Annotated in this window: 14 protein-coding genes and 1 pseudogene; 12 read left to right on the top strand and 3 right to left on the bottom strand. The window is 49.4% G+C overall.

What is annotated here, in order from left to right; translation table 11 throughout:
* Positions 1 to 46 precede the first annotated feature (46 nt).
* Entirely contained in the window at positions 47 to 856 is an 810-nt protein-coding gene (locus ACRPK8_RS04175) for a GNAT family N-acetyltransferase (protein ID WP_432237053.1), read from the top strand.
* Positions 857 to 957: 101 nt separating this feature from the next.
* Here ACRPK8_RS04175 and ACRPK8_RS04170 read toward each other — a convergent pair whose 3' ends face one another.
* Together ACRPK8_RS04170 and ACRPK8_RS04165 are read right to left on the bottom strand one after the other, a co-directional pair.
* Entirely contained in the window at positions 958 to 1,929 is a 972-nt protein-coding gene (locus ACRPK8_RS04170; protein WP_432237052.1) for a zinc-binding dehydrogenase, read from the bottom strand.
* Between the two features lie 2 nt (positions 1,930 to 1,931).
* On the bottom strand, positions 1,932 to 2,423 hold the full coding sequence (locus ACRPK8_RS04165; RefSeq protein WP_023468778.1) for a lactoylglutathione lyase family protein: 492 nt from the start codon (positions 2,421 to 2,423) through the stop codon (positions 1,932 to 1,934).
* A 104-nt stretch (positions 2,424 to 2,527) separates the two neighbouring features.
* Here ACRPK8_RS04165 and ACRPK8_RS04160 point away from each other — a divergent pair, with 104 nt between their 5' ends.
* The 4 genes from ACRPK8_RS04160 (at position 2,528) to ACRPK8_RS04145 (ending at position 5,547) form a co-directional block, all read left to right on the top strand.
* Complete coding sequence (locus ACRPK8_RS04160; RefSeq protein ID WP_023468777.1) at positions 2,528 to 2,842, top strand: winged helix-turn-helix transcriptional regulator; 315 nt, start codon at positions 2,528 to 2,530, stop codon at positions 2,840 to 2,842.
* Positions 2,843 to 2,861: 19 nt separating this feature from the next.
* Positions 2,862 to 3,551: a metal-dependent hydrolase gene (locus ACRPK8_RS04155; protein WP_432237141.1), complete on the top strand. Its 690-nt coding sequence runs from the start codon at positions 2,862 to 2,864 to the stop codon at positions 3,549 to 3,551.
* 185 nt (positions 3,552 to 3,736) lie between these two features.
* Entirely contained in the window at positions 3,737 to 4,639 is a 903-nt protein-coding gene (locus tag ACRPK8_RS04150; RefSeq protein WP_432237051.1) for a DUF4097 family beta strand repeat-containing protein, read from the top strand.
* The gene (locus tag ACRPK8_RS04145; protein ID WP_432237050.1) at positions 4,636 to 5,547 is read left to right on the top strand and encodes an FUSC family protein; all 912 of its coding nucleotides are present in this window, start codon (positions 4,636 to 4,638) and stop codon (positions 5,545 to 5,547) included. The genes ACRPK8_RS04150 and ACRPK8_RS04145 overlap by 4 nt, the downstream gene beginning before the upstream one ends.
* 61 nt (positions 5,548 to 5,608) lie before the next feature.
* Here the strand turns inward: ACRPK8_RS04145 and ACRPK8_RS04140 are convergent, their stop codons facing one another.
* Entirely contained in the window at positions 5,609 to 7,300 is a 1,692-nt protein-coding gene (locus ACRPK8_RS04140; RefSeq protein WP_432237049.1) for an Rqc2 family fibronectin-binding protein, read from the bottom strand.
* A 168-nt stretch (positions 7,301 to 7,468) separates the two neighbouring features.
* On the opposite strand from ACRPK8_RS04140, the gene gmk reads away from it, so the two are divergent.
* The 7 genes and pseudogenes from gmk (at position 7,469) to rsmB (ending at position 14,579) form a co-directional block, all read left to right on the top strand.
* Positions 7,469 to 8,086: a guanylate kinase gene (gene gmk, locus ACRPK8_RS04135; protein ID WP_174316772.1), complete on the top strand. Its 618-nt coding sequence runs from the start codon at positions 7,469 to 7,471 to the stop codon at positions 8,084 to 8,086.
* Between the two features lies 1 nt (position 8,087).
* Entirely contained in the window at positions 8,088 to 8,291 is a 204-nt protein-coding gene (rpoZ, locus tag ACRPK8_RS04130; RefSeq protein WP_029342114.1) for a DNA-directed RNA polymerase subunit omega, read from the top strand.
* A 56-nt stretch (positions 8,292 to 8,347) separates the two neighbouring features.
* On the top strand, positions 8,348 to 9,538 hold the full coding sequence (coaBC, locus tag ACRPK8_RS04125; protein WP_432237048.1) for a bifunctional phosphopantothenoylcysteine decarboxylase/phosphopantothenate--cysteine ligase CoaBC: 1,191 nt from the start codon (positions 8,348 to 8,350) through the stop codon (positions 9,536 to 9,538).
* Positions 9,535 to 11,859 (top strand): primosomal protein N', encoded by a 2,325-nt coding sequence (priA, locus tag ACRPK8_RS04120; RefSeq protein WP_432237047.1) that lies wholly within the window; start codon positions 9,535 to 9,537, stop codon positions 11,857 to 11,859. The genes coaBC and priA overlap by 4 nt, the downstream gene beginning before the upstream one ends.
* A gap of 9 nt (positions 11,860 to 11,868) precedes the next feature.
* Positions 11,869 to 12,306, top strand: a pseudogene (gene def / locus ACRPK8_RS04115) (peptide deformylase); the annotation flags it as partial.
* Between the two features lie 24 nt (positions 12,307 to 12,330).
* The gene (fmt, locus tag ACRPK8_RS04110; protein ID WP_432237140.1) at positions 12,331 to 13,251 is read left to right on the top strand and encodes a methionyl-tRNA formyltransferase; all 921 of its coding nucleotides are present in this window, start codon (positions 12,331 to 12,333) and stop codon (positions 13,249 to 13,251) included.
* Positions 13,248 to 14,579: a 16S rRNA (cytosine(967)-C(5))-methyltransferase RsmB gene (gene rsmB / locus ACRPK8_RS04105; RefSeq protein WP_432237046.1), complete on the top strand. Its 1,332-nt coding sequence runs from the start codon at positions 13,248 to 13,250 to the stop codon at positions 14,577 to 14,579. Before fmt ends, rsmB begins: the two co-directional genes overlap by 4 nt.
* Positions 14,580 to 14,582: the final 3 nt, after the last annotated feature.

Genomic DNA, 14,582 nt, shown 5'->3' with positions numbered 1-14,582 from the left:
TCGTGTGAGATTTGGTACACTAGAAAAATAAAGGAGGTCGTCGACTATGGTGACGCATTATCGTGATTATGAACAATTCAAAATGGTCGTCCTCCCGTTTCTGATTGAACGTCCGGATACGCATCAGTTGATTCTTGGTATTTTGGAACGCGGGGACGAGCCGCTTTTGATGGCAACGGCACAAGAAGGTGATCGACGACTCGTCATTTTGCAAACGATACCGGAGCAAGTAATCATCGCAGGCGATGTGTTCTCAAAAGAGGGTATCCGAAAGCTAGCGCGTATTTTGGATAGTCCAGGATTCGTTGGTGAACAGTCGATTCTAGAGCCACTGTTACTGCCACATTCCATGTACGCTTTACATATGGAGCAGGGGATGTATGCACTGACGAAGGTCAAGATGCCGCATGTTCCGAAAAACGTCGTCTTCCGACCGATTTCGGACGATGAAAGACAACAAGCCTTAACGTTTGCGTCCGGATTTTTATATGAAGTTGAAACGCGACCTTCCGAGCGACAGCTTATGCAATTGCATCAGTCGATGACGCGACACATCGTACAAGGTAGTTTGTTCGGATTGTTCAGTGGATCAATGCTCGTCGCGATGGCAGCAGCGACCCGTCCGACACAAACGGGGATTACGATCTCTTATGTTTATACGCCGAAAGAACTGCGTGGAAATGGGTATGCCTCTTATCTCGTCGCCAAACTATCTGAACACCTACTGCAGTCTTATCCGGTCGTGACGCTCTATACCGATTGGTCGAACCAGACAGCGAATAAAATCTATCAGCATGTCGGTTTCGAGTTAGTCGGACGATCCTTACATATCAAGAAACAAGAGCGCTATCGGTAAATATCGGGCATCTTGTTTCGATGTCTAGACATTGATATGCACAACAACAGCCGACCATCCTTTTATCTAAGGACGGTCGGCTGTTTCATGTCAAACTGAAATTAATTGAATGTAGCGATGATTTTACCACGGACGTGGCGTTCAGATAGACGTTGCAATCCTTTGACGATGTCTGCTGCTGAAATCTCTTCCGTAACGAGTGGATCGAGTTCTTTCGTTGCGACGAGTGTTAACAACTCACTTGCCATATGACCGAGGTTTCGGATGGCACGGTCATCTTCGCTGGCGTAAGCAGCGGCGAGTGCCACTTCATGGATTGATGGAGAGAGCGTGAACGGTTTGACGACGGATTGATCCGGACCACCGGCGATGAAAGCGAGTTGACCGGAGAAAGCAAGACGTCCGAGATCCGCTGTTGCTTCGTCACGACCGACCGTATTGAAAATCAAGTCAGCGCCGCGACCGTTCGTCCAGTCCCGGATGACCTCTGTGACATTTTCTTTTTTGTAGTCAATGGCAAGATCGGCACCGAGTCGTTTGACCCATTCATGGTTTTCCGTCGAAGCAGTCGTCGCGACCGAAAGACCAAGGCGTTTTGCGAGTTGAATGCCGATGCCTCCGACACCACCTGCACCAGCATGAATGAGGATCGTCTCTTTTCCTGTCGTGTTCATCTTCTGAACGATGGCTTCATAGGCTGTCATGCCTGCGCACAGAATCGCAGCGGCTTCAGCGAATGAGACGTCTTCCGGAATCAGGGCGAGGGCACGTGTATCGACGAGCGCATATTCAGAAAAAGCACCATCGCGTTGCAGATTCGTATGAATCGCGACACGATCACCAATCTTCACTTCTGCGCCGGGTCCGATTTGTTCGACGACACCGGCTAAATCGACGCCCGGAATATGCGGGAACGTCCAAGCGGGATTGTTGGTCGCCTTATAGTCGACGGGATTCAGTGCGACCGTCTTGACGCGAATCAAGGCCTGTCCTTCTCCTGGGGTTGGCGTTGCGACGTCTTCGAATGTCCATTGATCAATGGCTGTACCTGAATGATTTAACCATGCTTTCATGTTTAATACGCTCCTTCCGAATACGTCAGTTCATACGAGTGAGAGTAGATTTCGACGAGGTTACCGAACGGATCCTCACAGTAGACCATTCGATACGGCTTGTCTCCCGGATAGTATTCGCGGATTGGCATCCGTTGTTTGCCACCGTGAGCGACGATTTTTTCGACGAGACCTTCGACGTCTGGATCTTGAATCGCATAATGGAAGATACCTGTTTTCCAGAATTCGAAGTTGTTCTCGGGCTGTTCATTGTTCGGGAACTCGAACAACTCGATGCCGATGCGGTCACCCGTCGCCATGTGGGCAATCCGGAACTTGTTCCACCCTGCACCAAAGACGTCTGTGCACATAACACCAATGGCAGAATCATCTTCGAGGACATCAGATGGTTCCATGATGATGTACCAGCCCATCACCTCTTGATAAAAACGGACGGCTTCGTCGAGATTCGGTACGGAAAGACCGATGTGCGAAAAATTACGTGGATACGTCATGCTTAACACTCCTTTTGCAAAATGATTTACGCATACTCTAACTTACGCTACACTCGATTGCATAGTACGCACTTTGAAGTAACTACTCTGGAGGAGAGAACAACATGTCGACAGAACAATTTCCGGTCAATCGGGCGCTCGCCATCATCGGCGGAAAATGGCGCCCACAATTATATTGCACGTTAGAGAACGGTCCGAAACGTTTTTTAGAGTTACAACGTGCCATTCCCGGGATTTCTCGGAAAGTCTTGACCGATCAGTTAAAAGAACTTGAACGACTCGGAATGATCGAGCGGATTGAGTATGATGAAGCCGTCTTACACGTCGAATACAAATTGACAGAGGCTGCATTTACACTGCAACCGGCCATGAAAGGTTTATGTGCATGGGGGGAAGGGAATCAATTATCCGAATCCTAAACGAGAGGCAGTGACATTCATGAAATTGACTTATCACGGACAATCGACAGTAACAATCGAGACGAACGGGCATCATCTCGTCATCGATCCATTCTTTAGCGGTAACGAAAAAGCGACGACGAATCCCGATGACGTCAAAGCGGATTTCATCCTTTTGACGCATGCGCATGCCGATCATATGCTTGATGCAGAGCGAATCGCGAAAGCGACGGGAGCAACAATCATCGCTACGCATGAGTTGGCGACGTACCTGAGTTTTAAAGGACTCAACGTTCACCCGATGAACCTCGGCGGACAGTTTGAGTTTCCGTTTGGTAAAGTGAAGATGACACAGGCATTCCATTCATCAAGTATCATCGACGAGGAAAAACAGACGATTACGTATATGGGGATGCCGGCTGGATTCCTGCTGACAATCGAAGGCAAGGAAATCTATCATGCTGGTGATACGGCACTGTTCGGGGATTTAGCCCTCTATGGCGCCCATCACGAAATCGATTTAGCCTTCTTACCGATTGGTGATAACTTCACGATGGGACCGGATGATGCGTTGATCGCTGCAGATATGTTGCAAGCCAAAGCCGTCGTACCGATCCACTACGATACATTTGATTTAATCAAACAAGATGCGAACGCATTCTGTGAAAAAATTGAAGAGCAAGGTCAAACGGGTCATCTGCTTGCCATCGGATCGTCGCTCGAACTGTAAACAAGATATATCTCATGGGAGAGGAAACGTCAGGGTTCCTCTCCTTTTTGTCGCTGTTTTTCTGATCATCCTTCCTTCTTCCGCCCGATGGCGAAACGGTGAACTTCTTCTATGATAAGAAGGGGGCTGTTGACAGCCGATTCGGATATTCGGAATAATGGTAGACATGAGATGGAGGGACTGACATGGAAGAACATCACAGTAGGAGTGTACGCAAACGAAAACAATCGTCGTTCACTCGAATAAAAGATAAACAAAAGCAAAAGATGGGTGCGCGGTTGAATCGAATTGGCGAGAAAGGTCCGGTAAAACGTCCACTGTACGTATATGGGGGTGTCGTCCTCGGTCTTGTTATCCTCTACACGATCACGTTACTCGTCTCAACAGAATCGTTATCGCGTGGTGAATCATTCAAGACGACAAATCGATATAAGTCACTTGCGATCGAAGCACCGCACGGCTCCGTTCAGTTCGTCCGGAGTTCGGACGGGAATGTGCAAATCAAACTCGTCGAAAGTGCCTCGAGTGGTAAACGGCTAAAAATCAGTACGTCGACGAACAAAGTGACGGTCACAGGACGTGACGGTTGGTTATCGCGCTTTGGAAACCGACCAAGTGAACAGACCGGCGACTATACGATCCAAGTAGGATTACCGAGCTATATGAACCGCGTCGATGTCGACGCCGGTACATTGAAAGGTATGGGCATTTATGCGAAAACGATTGAGATGCACGGCGAAACGATGAATCTCGACAAAGTAAAAGGGGATGAGATTACCTTGACAGCAACGGGTCCTGTTGCTGTCAAGGAAATGGACGCCGTCCATGCGCAGGTGACAGGCGAGAGTGTTTCGCTATCAGAATATATGGCGAAGTTGAGCCTCGACGTCACAACGATTGACGGCGCGACGACCTTAAAACCGGATAAAGCAGCTGGTACGATTATGATTGACACGGGAGGCGATATTAAAGCCTCTGACCGATATACGAAACAAAAGAATAAGGATGAGACGATTTATGAACTGTCGAAACAAGAAAAACCGGAAGTGACAGTCAATAGTGAAGTCGGGCAGGTGACGCTCGAGTGAAATTAAAGTTTCGGATTGGACTTCGGACGATCAAGACCGGCATCGCGGTAGCTCTTGCACTCAGCATCTCTTGGTATGTCTTCGGTATTTATTCAGGAATGGGCGCCGTCGCGGCAATCGTTGCGATGCAACCGACGATTCATCGTTCATTTAAAATCGTCTTCAATCGAATTTTCGGAACGGTACTTGGACTGATGTGTGGTCTTGCAATCGTTGCGACACTAGGCGCCAATCCACTGACAATCGGACTCGCCGTCGTTGTCTCGCTCGTCCTCAATTCGATGATTGGACGTACCGATATGTCGACGTTCGCTGCGTTCGCGATCGTATTGATGTTCGAGAGTCCGACTGCCGATTACGTTCACTATGCGTTATCCCGCTCGTTATTGACCGTCGTCGGTGTATTGTCTGCCGTCATCGTCAATTACGTCGTCTTCCCGCCGCATTATGAGGATCGTTTACTGTTACTCGTCAAAAAAACGACACAACAGTTGATGGAAGACTGGCGAAGTCTCGTGCAAGATGACGCACGTCTGCTTGCTGTCCGCAAACAGATCCTCAAACATGAAGAGATGATGTTGATGTTACAGGAAGATCAAAAATATCCCTTGATGGCAAGCGGTCAAAGTGAAGCATTCATTCGATTAAAGGAGCTCGTGGACTTAGAAGATAAGCTGCTCGTTCTGCTCGAGAGCATTGCGAGTCACCGGGACATTCCGATGACAGAGGAACAGAAAAAAGAACTAGGACAGGAAATCGATTTCTTACTCAGCCATCATTATGATGTCATCTTTTCGCATGAACGGAAACAGGCGATGTTTTCCTTTGATCAGGAATTAAGTGAGGCAAAAGACATCATCCACGGTCATCTGCTGGATTACCGGGAACAATTGGAAAAAATGAAATGACGACAAAGAACCGGCGACTCCCTGATTTGCTTAAAGGGGTCGCCGGTTCTTGCATTTGCCATTACTGACGAAGTGATTGGACAAGGTCTGCGTCAGGCGTGACATATAGCGTCGTCTGGTCTGTATAGATGACGAAACCTGGTTTTGCACCGCTTGGTTTTTTGACGTAACGTAACTCCGTAAAATCAACCGGAACTTGGCTTGATTCACGTGCTTTCGAGTAGTAAGCGGCAACGATTGCCGCTTCCTTTAGCGTCGTCTCGTCCGGAGCATCACTTTGGATGATGACGTGTGATCCGGGAATATCCTTCGTGTGTAACCACGTATCGGACCGGCGTCCGAACTTGAACGTCGCGTAATCGTTTTGTTTATTGTTCTTACCGACGAAAAACGGAATGCCTGTTGAAGAACGGTAGGCTTCGAGTTGTGGAAGCTGCGGTTTCTTTTTCTTCTTTTGTCGTTCGCGCAGATACCCTTCCTCGACGAGTTCCTCACGCATTTCCCGGATATCCTCTGGGGACGCGACTTCGAGTTGGGCGAGTAAGCCTTCGAAATATGCAATCTCTGCCTGGTTCTTCTCGAACTGGCGTGCGACCTCGACTTTTGCAGTCTTCAGTTTATTGTACCGTTTGTAGTACCGTTGCGCATTCTCGTTCGGTGAGAAACGAGGGTCAAGCGTGATCGTGATTTCTGCACCGTCCGGATCGTAATAATCAACGACGGTCGCTTCCTTCATCCCGCGTTCGAGCTGATAGAGATAGGTCGTCAGCAGCTCCCCTTTATGTTTCCATTCATCCATCCGTAGCGTTGCTTCGAGATCTTTTTCGAGTTTCGAGCGCTTCAGAATATTCTTGTCGTACTCACTTTTGATGAACCGTTCGAGATCAGCCGCTTGCTGTTTGACGCGATCGCGGTTTGCTTTCTGGTGGAAGAAGGCGTCGAGGATTTGACCACTCGTCTCAAACGTCTTCTCGTCGATGATTGTCCCTTCCGTTAAACGGACCGGCGCAAAGCGTTCCTTGCCGCCGTCCATCCGTTGTAAGACATAAGGACCATCGAGTTCCTTCAGGACAGCTTGAAAAGCAGCCGCGAGGTTCGTTCGGTTGGCTAGACCTGCCCGCGAGACGATTTCTTTTGCGATTTGCGGGGATAGACCGCTGAACAGACCGAGTAACTGTCGATCTAGTTTACCGGCGTTCCAATCAATCCGGTGGAGTGTCTTTTCGATATCTCCTGTGAGCGGATCAACTTTATCCTGTGCTGGTGGAAGTTGATAGGTCATGCCCGGCATGATCGTTCGGAAGGTATTTTGGCTGAGTGGCAAGTGTTTGATCGCATCGAGGATCTTATCTTGTCCATCGGTCAAAATGATGTTCGAGTGACGTCCCATCAACTCGACATAGATTTTTTTCGCTTCCTCATCCCCGAGCTCGTTGCGGGAGCGGACACGCATGACGATGATCCGGTCACGTTCGAGCTGTTCGATTGATTCGATGAACCCGCCTTCGACATGTTTGCGGAGCATCATGCAGAAGAGTGGGGGTTCACTCGGGTTGCTGACCGCTTCCGACGTAATGTGCATTCGTGCATACATGGCATTCGCAGAGGCGAGCAATAAGACGTTCTTTCGCTCGGCACGGACCTGGAATACTAAATCCAATGTATACGGTTGGTATACTTTATTGATCCGTCCTCCGACGAGCGGTTGGAGTTCTTCGACGACGCGTGTCGTCATCAATCCGTCAAAAGCCATACGATTACCTTCTTTCCTGATTTCGTTCTCACTTTCTAAAGGTAACAGAAATGGCTTCGTTATGGTATGATAAAGCAGTCGAGCTAAAAAAGATGACTTGCGAACTTCCCGTCTCTACTGCTAATATGAAACAATGTGAAGTTTGTGAGATGGAGGGGTTTTGAAGTGATTTTCAAAGAGCGTGGCTTATTACTCGTATTATCTGGTCCAAGTGGTGTCGGAAAGGGAACGGTCTGTCGTGCTTTGCGCGAGGATCAGGATAACGATCTGCATTACTCGGTATCCTGTACGACGCGCCAACCGCGCGAAGGGGAAGTGGATGGTGTCCACTATTTCTTTAAATCGCGTGAAGAATTTGAAGAGATGATTGCGAACAATCAACTCTTGGAATATGCTGAATTCGTAGGGAACTATTATGGAACACCGGTTGAGTGGGTGAACCAGATCCTAGATGAAGGAAAAGACGTCATTCTCGAAATCGAAGTTCAAGGGGCCATGCAGGTCAAAGAACATTTTCCGGAAGCTGTCTTCTTATTCCTTGCGCCTCCAAGCCTCCAGGAATTGCGGAACCGCCTCGTAGGGCGTGGAACGGAATCGGAGGAAGTCATCAAGCAACGTCTTCTCGTCGCGAAAGAAGAGATTGAGATGATGGATGCGTATGACTATGTCGTGACGAACGACGAAATTCATAAAGCCTGTGACCGGATCCAAGCGATCGTTACAGCGGAACATTGCAGTCGGGAACGCGTTGCGTCCCTCTATAAAAAAGCCATGGAGGTTAAGTGATATGTTATATCCATCAGTTGATAAGCTTCAAAAGAAAGTGCCATCAAAATATACGATCGTTACAGTTGCCGCGAAGCGTGCGCGTCAAATCCAGGACGGGAAACGCGTGAAAGTCACGAACCCAAAATCGCATAAACCGGTCGGGAAAGCTTTGGAAGAGCTTTATTTCGAAGAAGTATCCGTCACGAACCAACCGCAAGACTAATTTTGAAGCAGCCACTGATCATCGTGGCTGTTTTTTTCAATAAGGAGGACACCTACATGTTAACCAACCGTAACATTCTACTGTGTGTCGGCGGTGGAATTGCTTCTTATAAATCAGCTGCACTTGCTTCGAAACTCGTTCAAGCAGGCGCGCACGTCCAGGTCGCGATGACGCGTAATGCCCAACAATTCGTCGGGAAGACGACGTTCGAGGCACTGACACGAAAAGCGGTCTATGATGACGTCTTCATCGAGCATGAACCGTCAAAAATCGCTCACATCGATTTAGCGGACGAAGCGGACTTGATCGTCGTCGCACCAGCGACCGCGAACTTGATTGCAAAACTTGCACACGGCATTGCGGATGATTTCATCACGACGACGATCCTTGCCGCAACGTGTCCCGTCATCGTCGCACCAGCGATGAATGTCAACATGCTCGAACATCCGGCGACTGTCCGCAACATCGAACAACTGAAGCAGGACGGTGTCCAGGTGATTGCACCGGGAGTCGGCAATCTCGCATGTGGTTGGGTCGGAAAAGGACGTTTGCCTGAGCCCGAAGATTTGGTCGCAACACTCTCGACTTTCTTTGAAGAAAAGTATCTAGCCGGCCGAAAAGTCTTGATCAGTGCAGGACCGACAGTAGAACGGATTGATCCGGTTCGTTACTTAACGAATGATTCTTCAGGGAAAACAGGGATTGCGCTAGCGGAAGCGGCAAGAGACGCAGGAGCAGATGTCACGCTCGTCCATGGTCCACTTCGAATCGGGTTACCAACGGGCGTTGCAACGATTGCTGTTGAGTCAGGGGAAGAGATGCTTGCAGCCATGCTACGTGACTATGAGACACAAGACATCGTCATCATGTCTGCTGCCGTTGCCGATTATCGACCATCTGTCCAATACGATCAGAAGCAGAAGAAAATTCACGGACCTCTGCGGATTGAACTCGAAGAGACGACCGATATTCTGAAGACACTCGGTGAGCAGAAACAGCATCAGCTATTAGTCGGATTTGCAGCGGAGACGACGGATGTCGAGACGTTCGCGAAGCAGAAACTCGTCCGAAAGAAAGCGGATTTCATCGTCGCGAATGATGTGTCCCGCTCTGACATCGGATTCGTTAGCGACGAAAACGAGGTCGTCGTCTTTGGGAAGAACGATTCCGTCACGCGATACGATCAACAATTGAAATCGACGCTTGCGAAAACACTGATGCGTCAATTCGCGGAGGCATTGGCATGATTGCCGAAGTCATCGTCGACGTCGCAGCAGCAACCGTCGATCGTCCGTTTGATTACGCCGTTCCGGAACTCTGGCAGGAACTGATTGTTCCCGGGATGCGGGTCGAGGTCCCATTCGGTCCACGCGCACTGCTTGGAATCGTCGTTGGAACGAAAGCCACCTCTGATCTGACGAACGTCAAATCAATCGTTCGTGTCTTAGATGAGACGCCGACCTATACAGAGGAATTACTCGAGTTATCAGCGTATCTATCGGAAACGACATTATGCTTTCAAGCGACGGCACTACTTGCGATGTTACCTGCTGCCTTGAAGGTGAGTTATGATAAACTAGTCCTGGTAGAAACAGGTCCGCTTCAACAGTATCACGGTAAAAAAATGAGCCAGTTGCCAACGGAAGTGCAACAAACGATTCTGACGGCAGCGAAGCAAGCTGAAGTGACCCTTCAACCGGTCATTCGTGAAAAAAAGACATCTAAAACAGATAAACGAATTCGTCTTCTTGAGGAACAGGCAACTTTTACGAAACAAGCGAGCCAACAAGCGGCGCTTTATACCTATATCCAGGAATTCCCGACCGCTCTGTGGAGTGAAGTGAAGCAAGCGACGGGTGCAACGAGTGCGACATTGAACGCACTTGCGAAAAAACAGCTCATCCAAGTCGAGACGATCGATGTGAGACGGAATCCGTATGAACATCTCGTCCAAGACATCTTTGTTCCGTCCTCTTTAACAGAGAAACAACAGGAAGCTGTCTCGGCGATTACGGCGGAAGCGGAGACGGGGACGTTCTTGTTACATGGCGTAACAGGAAGCGGGAAGACGGAAGTCTATCTGGAATCGATTCATGCCCAACTCGAACGCGGCAGACAAGCGATTTTGCTCGTCCCTGAAATCAGTCTGACGCCGATGATGGTCAAACGGTTCAAACGCCGTTTTGGCGAACGAGTTGCTGTCCTGCATAGTGGTCTATCGCTCGGCGAAAAGTATGATGAGTGGCGCAAAATCGCACAAGGTGAGGTCGATGTCGTCGTCGGTGCACGCTCTGCTGTCTTTGCGCCGCTGACGAATATCGGAATCATCATTCTCGATGAAGAACATGAAACAACCTATAAACAAGAAGAAAATCCGCGCTATCATACACGCGATGTTGCGAAGTGGCGGGCAGCCTATCATCGTTGTCCCGTCGTGCTCGGAAGTGCGACGCCATTACTTGAGACATACGCCCGGGCACAAAAAGGGGTCTATCGCTATTTACCGCTTCGTGAACGATTCGGTGGAGAATTACCGCCTGTCGACATCGTTGATATGCGTAAGGAGCTCGAACGGGGCAACCGCACCCCGTTCAGCCTCGCGCTCGTCGAAGGCATCAAAGAACGGATCGAACGCGGCGAACAGACGGTCTTGCTTTTGAATCGCCGCGGGTACACGACGTTCGTCTTATGTCGGGATTGTGGGGAGACGCTTCAATGTCCGCACTGTGCCGTCAATTTAACGTATCATCAACATGAAGATCGCTTAAAGTGCCACTATTGTGGCTTTGAGGCGGCGATGCCGAAAACCTGTCCGTCCTGTGAATCGACGAAGATCCGTCAGTTCGGAACGGGGACACAAAAGATTGAGGAAGAGTTGGCACATTTGATTCCGGAAGCGCGCATTATCCGGATGGATCAGGATACGACGTCGCGTAAAGGTGCGCACGAGAAGTTACTCGATGCCTTCGAGCGTAAGGAAGGAAACATTCTGCTCGGCACCCAGATGATTGCCAAAGGTCTCGACTTTCCGAATGTCACGCTCGTCGGGGTACTTGCTGCTGACGCAACACTTGGTATACCGGATTTTCGGGCAAGTGAGCGCACGTTCCAGTTGATTACCCAAGTGTCCGGTCGTGCCGGACGGGGTCAACTCGCTGGTCAGTCGATCATCCAGACCTATAATCCGGAGCATTACGTCATTCAGACGGCCAAACAGCATGATTTTGAAACGTTCTATAAGCGAGAGATGCAATTGCGCAAACTCGGTGGGCATCCACCATTTTGGTTCCTTGGTCTGATTACGGTCTCGGCGACACATCCACTCGAAGCACAAGCAGAAGCGCAACAGATCGCTTCCGAGCTTCGTGCCTTTGAATCGGAGGATTTAGTCGTCAATGGACCGTTTGATGCACCACTCGCTCGACTCAAAAACATGTACCGGCAACAGGTCTTAGTCAAACATAAAGGGCAAGAAGATGTCCGGACACATCTCCGTGACATCTTAGCCCGTCGTCAAAAGTCAAAAACACAAGTCGCAATCGACTTGAATCCATTTGTATTCATGTGAGGTGTCTGTATGTATAAAGTAGTAGAAGTACCAAACGATGTATTACGACAGGTGTGTGAACCTGTCACGAAATTCGATAAGAAGCTCGGTAAGATGATCGACCGGATGTTCGATACGATGTACGAATATGACGGAGTCGGTTTAGCGGCGCCGCAAATCAATCAACCGATTCGTGTAGCTGTCGTCCATACCGATGATGAAACGGGACCGATCGAGCTGATCAATCCGGAAATCATCGAAGCCGATGGTTCGCAAATCGATGATGAAGGATGTCTCAGTATGCCGGGGATCTTCGGACCGGTCGAACGGTTTGAGCGCATCGTCGTCAAGTCGCAGGATCGTCTCGGACGAACGGTCAAAATCAAGGCGAACGGCTTTTTTGCACGTGCCATCCAGCACGAGATGGATCATTTAGATGGTGTCCTGTTCACGGATAAACTCGTCGAACAAGAAAAGCCGCGTGTCGTTTTCATGGGGACGCCTGAGTTTGCAGCAGGAACATTGCGCGAAGTCATCGATGCCGGGTATGACGTCGTCGGCGTCGTCTCGCAACCAGATAAACCGGTCGGACGCAAACGAGAAGTCAAACCGACACCTGTAAAACTCGTCGCGATGGAACATGACATTCCTGTATTGCAACCGAAACGGATCCGTGAGGATTACCAGGACGTCCTTGATCTAAATCCAGATCTCATCATCACGGCAGCGTACGGTCAGATCGTCCCGACCGCGATTCTCGAAGCACCACGTTTCGGGGCGATCAACGTCCATGCATCACTCTTACCGAAATATCGTGGTGGAGCACCGATTCATCAAGCAATCATCGATGGAGAAAAAGAGACGGGCGTGACGATCATGTATATGGTCGATCGACTTGACGCCGGTGATATGTTGTCTAAAATCATCGTTCCGATCGAAGAGAACGATACAGCCGGTACGATGTTTGAAAAATTAGCGGACGCAGGAGCGCGCCTCTTACTTGAAACGTTACCGCGTCTCTTCGCAGGTGAATTGACACCGGAAGCGCAAGTCGAGGCAGAAGCGACGTTTGCACCGAATATCTCACGTGAACGGGAACGGCTTGATTTTACGTTGCCGGGTGAGACACTCTATGATCAAATCCGAGGAATGAATCCTTTCCCGAGCACGTATACGATGCTTGGTGATGACCGATTGAAAGTCTTTTTCGCGACGAAAGTCACAGGAACGGGACGACCGGGTGAAATCATCGCTTTAGAAGCTGATGGTCCCGTCATCGCAACAGGTTCCGAGACAGCGTTGAAGTTGATCGACTTACAGCCGTCCGGCAAAAAACGGATGGATGGTGCGACGTTCATGCGCGGAATCGGTCAATCGCTTGAACTCGGACAACGAGTAGGTGAGAACGCATGAATGTACGCGACGCAGCAGTAACGACGTTGATGAAAATCGGTCAAGGTGGCGCCTTCTCAACGATCACCGTCCACCAAATGCTTGAAAAGCGCGCCATCGCAGCGTCAGATGTCGGCTTGTTCACGGAACTCGTCTACGGGACGCTCAGTCGTGAATTGACGCTGGATTATATTTTGGAACCTTATTTAGCGAAACAGAAAAAACTCGATCCATTCATGCGTCCGTTGTTACGGATGAGTGTGTATCAATTGTTTTATCTTGATCGTGTACCGGATCATGCCGTCATTCATGAAGCCGTTGAAATTGCTAAAAAACGTGGAAAAGTCCACGTCTCAAAAGTCGTCAATGGAGTCCTTCGGAATGTATTACGGGCAGGTATGCCTGATTTCAACGAGATCGAGCCGGCAGCAAAACGGATCAGCATTGAAACGAGTCACCCGCAGTGGCTCGTCGAACGCTGGATCGAACTGTTCGGTCCGGAGGAAACGCTACGCATCTGTCAGTTGAATAATACGCCTGCACCAGTCACAGTTCGTGTGAACCGGACGAAAACAACGCGAGAGGAAGCAATCGAACTACTACTCGACCAAGGTGTGACGGCGAAACCATCTGCTGTCGCGCCAGACGGTCTCGAAATCGAGCGTGGAAGCGTTCAAAAAACCGATTTGATTGATCGCGGTTATGTGTCGTTGCAAGACGAGAGCTCGATGCTCGTTGCCCGTGCGCTCGGGGCAGAAGCGTCTGATCACGTTCTTGACAGTTGTGCCGCACCCGGTGGGAAAGCGATGCACATTGCTGAAGGTTTAACGACAGGAACACTACAGGCACTTGATCTTCATCCCCATAAAATTAAATTAATCGAACAGCAAGCGAAGCGATTAGGTCTTACGACTGTTCAAGCAGAAGCGTTAGATGCCCGTAAAGCAGGAGAGCGCTTCGAAGCAGAATCGTTTGATCGGATTCTTGTCGACGCACCTTGTTCAGGACTCGGTGTCATTCGGAGAAAGCCAGATATCAAATGGACGAAGCGTCCGGAACAACTTGAACAACTACCGAAGATTCAACGAGATATTCTGACATCTGTCTTACCACTCGTTAAAAAGGGTGGAACCTTCGTCTATTCGACGTGTACGATTGATCCGACCGAAAACGAGGAGCAGACAGCGTTCATCCTCAGTCAAGGATTTGACTTCGATGCATCCTTTGCTACACGGATGCCGGATTCCGTGCGCCATTTAATGGGGGACCGGGCAGAACTCAAGCTGTTACCGACGTCAGTCGGAACAGACGGGTTTTACATTGCGGCCTTTAAAAAACGAGAAGATTGATCG

It is taken from the genome of Exiguobacterium sp. TDN 0502 (assembly GCF_050846835.1).
Classification (GTDB): domain Bacteria; phylum Bacillota; class Bacilli; order Exiguobacteriales; family Exiguobacteriaceae; genus Exiguobacterium_A.
The sequence above is the reverse complement of the archived record's forward strand: the minus strand, read 5'-3'. Positions and strand labels throughout refer to the sequence as shown.

Bases quoted from the DNA above. Each gene is read 5' to 3' on its own strand.
- ACRPK8_RS04175 (WP_432237053.1), top strand. From the start codon at position 47: ATGGTGACGCATTATCGTGATTATGAACAATTCAAAATGGTCGTCCTC.
- ACRPK8_RS04170 (WP_432237052.1), bottom strand. From the start codon at position 1,929: ATGAAAGCATGGTTAAATCATTCAGGTACAGCCATTGATCAATGGACA.
- ACRPK8_RS04165 (WP_023468778.1), bottom strand. From the start codon at position 2,423: ATGACGTATCCACGTAATTTTTCGCACATCGGTCTTTCCGTACCGAAT.
- ACRPK8_RS04160 (WP_023468777.1), top strand. From the start codon at position 2,528: ATGTCGACAGAACAATTTCCGGTCAATCGGGCGCTCGCCATCATCGGC.
- ACRPK8_RS04155 (WP_432237141.1), top strand. From the start codon at position 2,862: ATGAAATTGACTTATCACGGACAATCGACAGTAACAATCGAGACGAAC.
- ACRPK8_RS04150 (WP_432237051.1), top strand. From the start codon at position 3,737: ATGGAAGAACATCACAGTAGGAGTGTACGCAAACGAAAACAATCGTCG.
- ACRPK8_RS04140 (WP_432237049.1), bottom strand. From the start codon at position 7,300: ATGGCTTTTGACGGATTGATGACGACACGCGTCGTCGAAGAACTCCAA.
- rpoZ (WP_029342114.1), top strand. From the start codon at position 8,088: ATGTTATATCCATCAGTTGATAAGCTTCAAAAGAAAGTGCCATCAAAA.
- coaBC (WP_432237048.1), top strand. From the start codon at position 8,348: ATGTTAACCAACCGTAACATTCTACTGTGTGTCGGCGGTGGAATTGCT.
- priA (WP_432237047.1), top strand. From the start codon at position 9,535: ATGATTGCCGAAGTCATCGTCGACGTCGCAGCAGCAACCGTCGATCGT.
- fmt (WP_432237140.1), top strand. From the start codon at position 12,331: ATGGGGACGCCTGAGTTTGCAGCAGGAACATTGCGCGAAGTCATCGAT.
- rsmB (WP_432237046.1), top strand. From the start codon at position 13,248: ATGAATGTACGCGACGCAGCAGTAACGACGTTGATGAAAATCGGTCAA.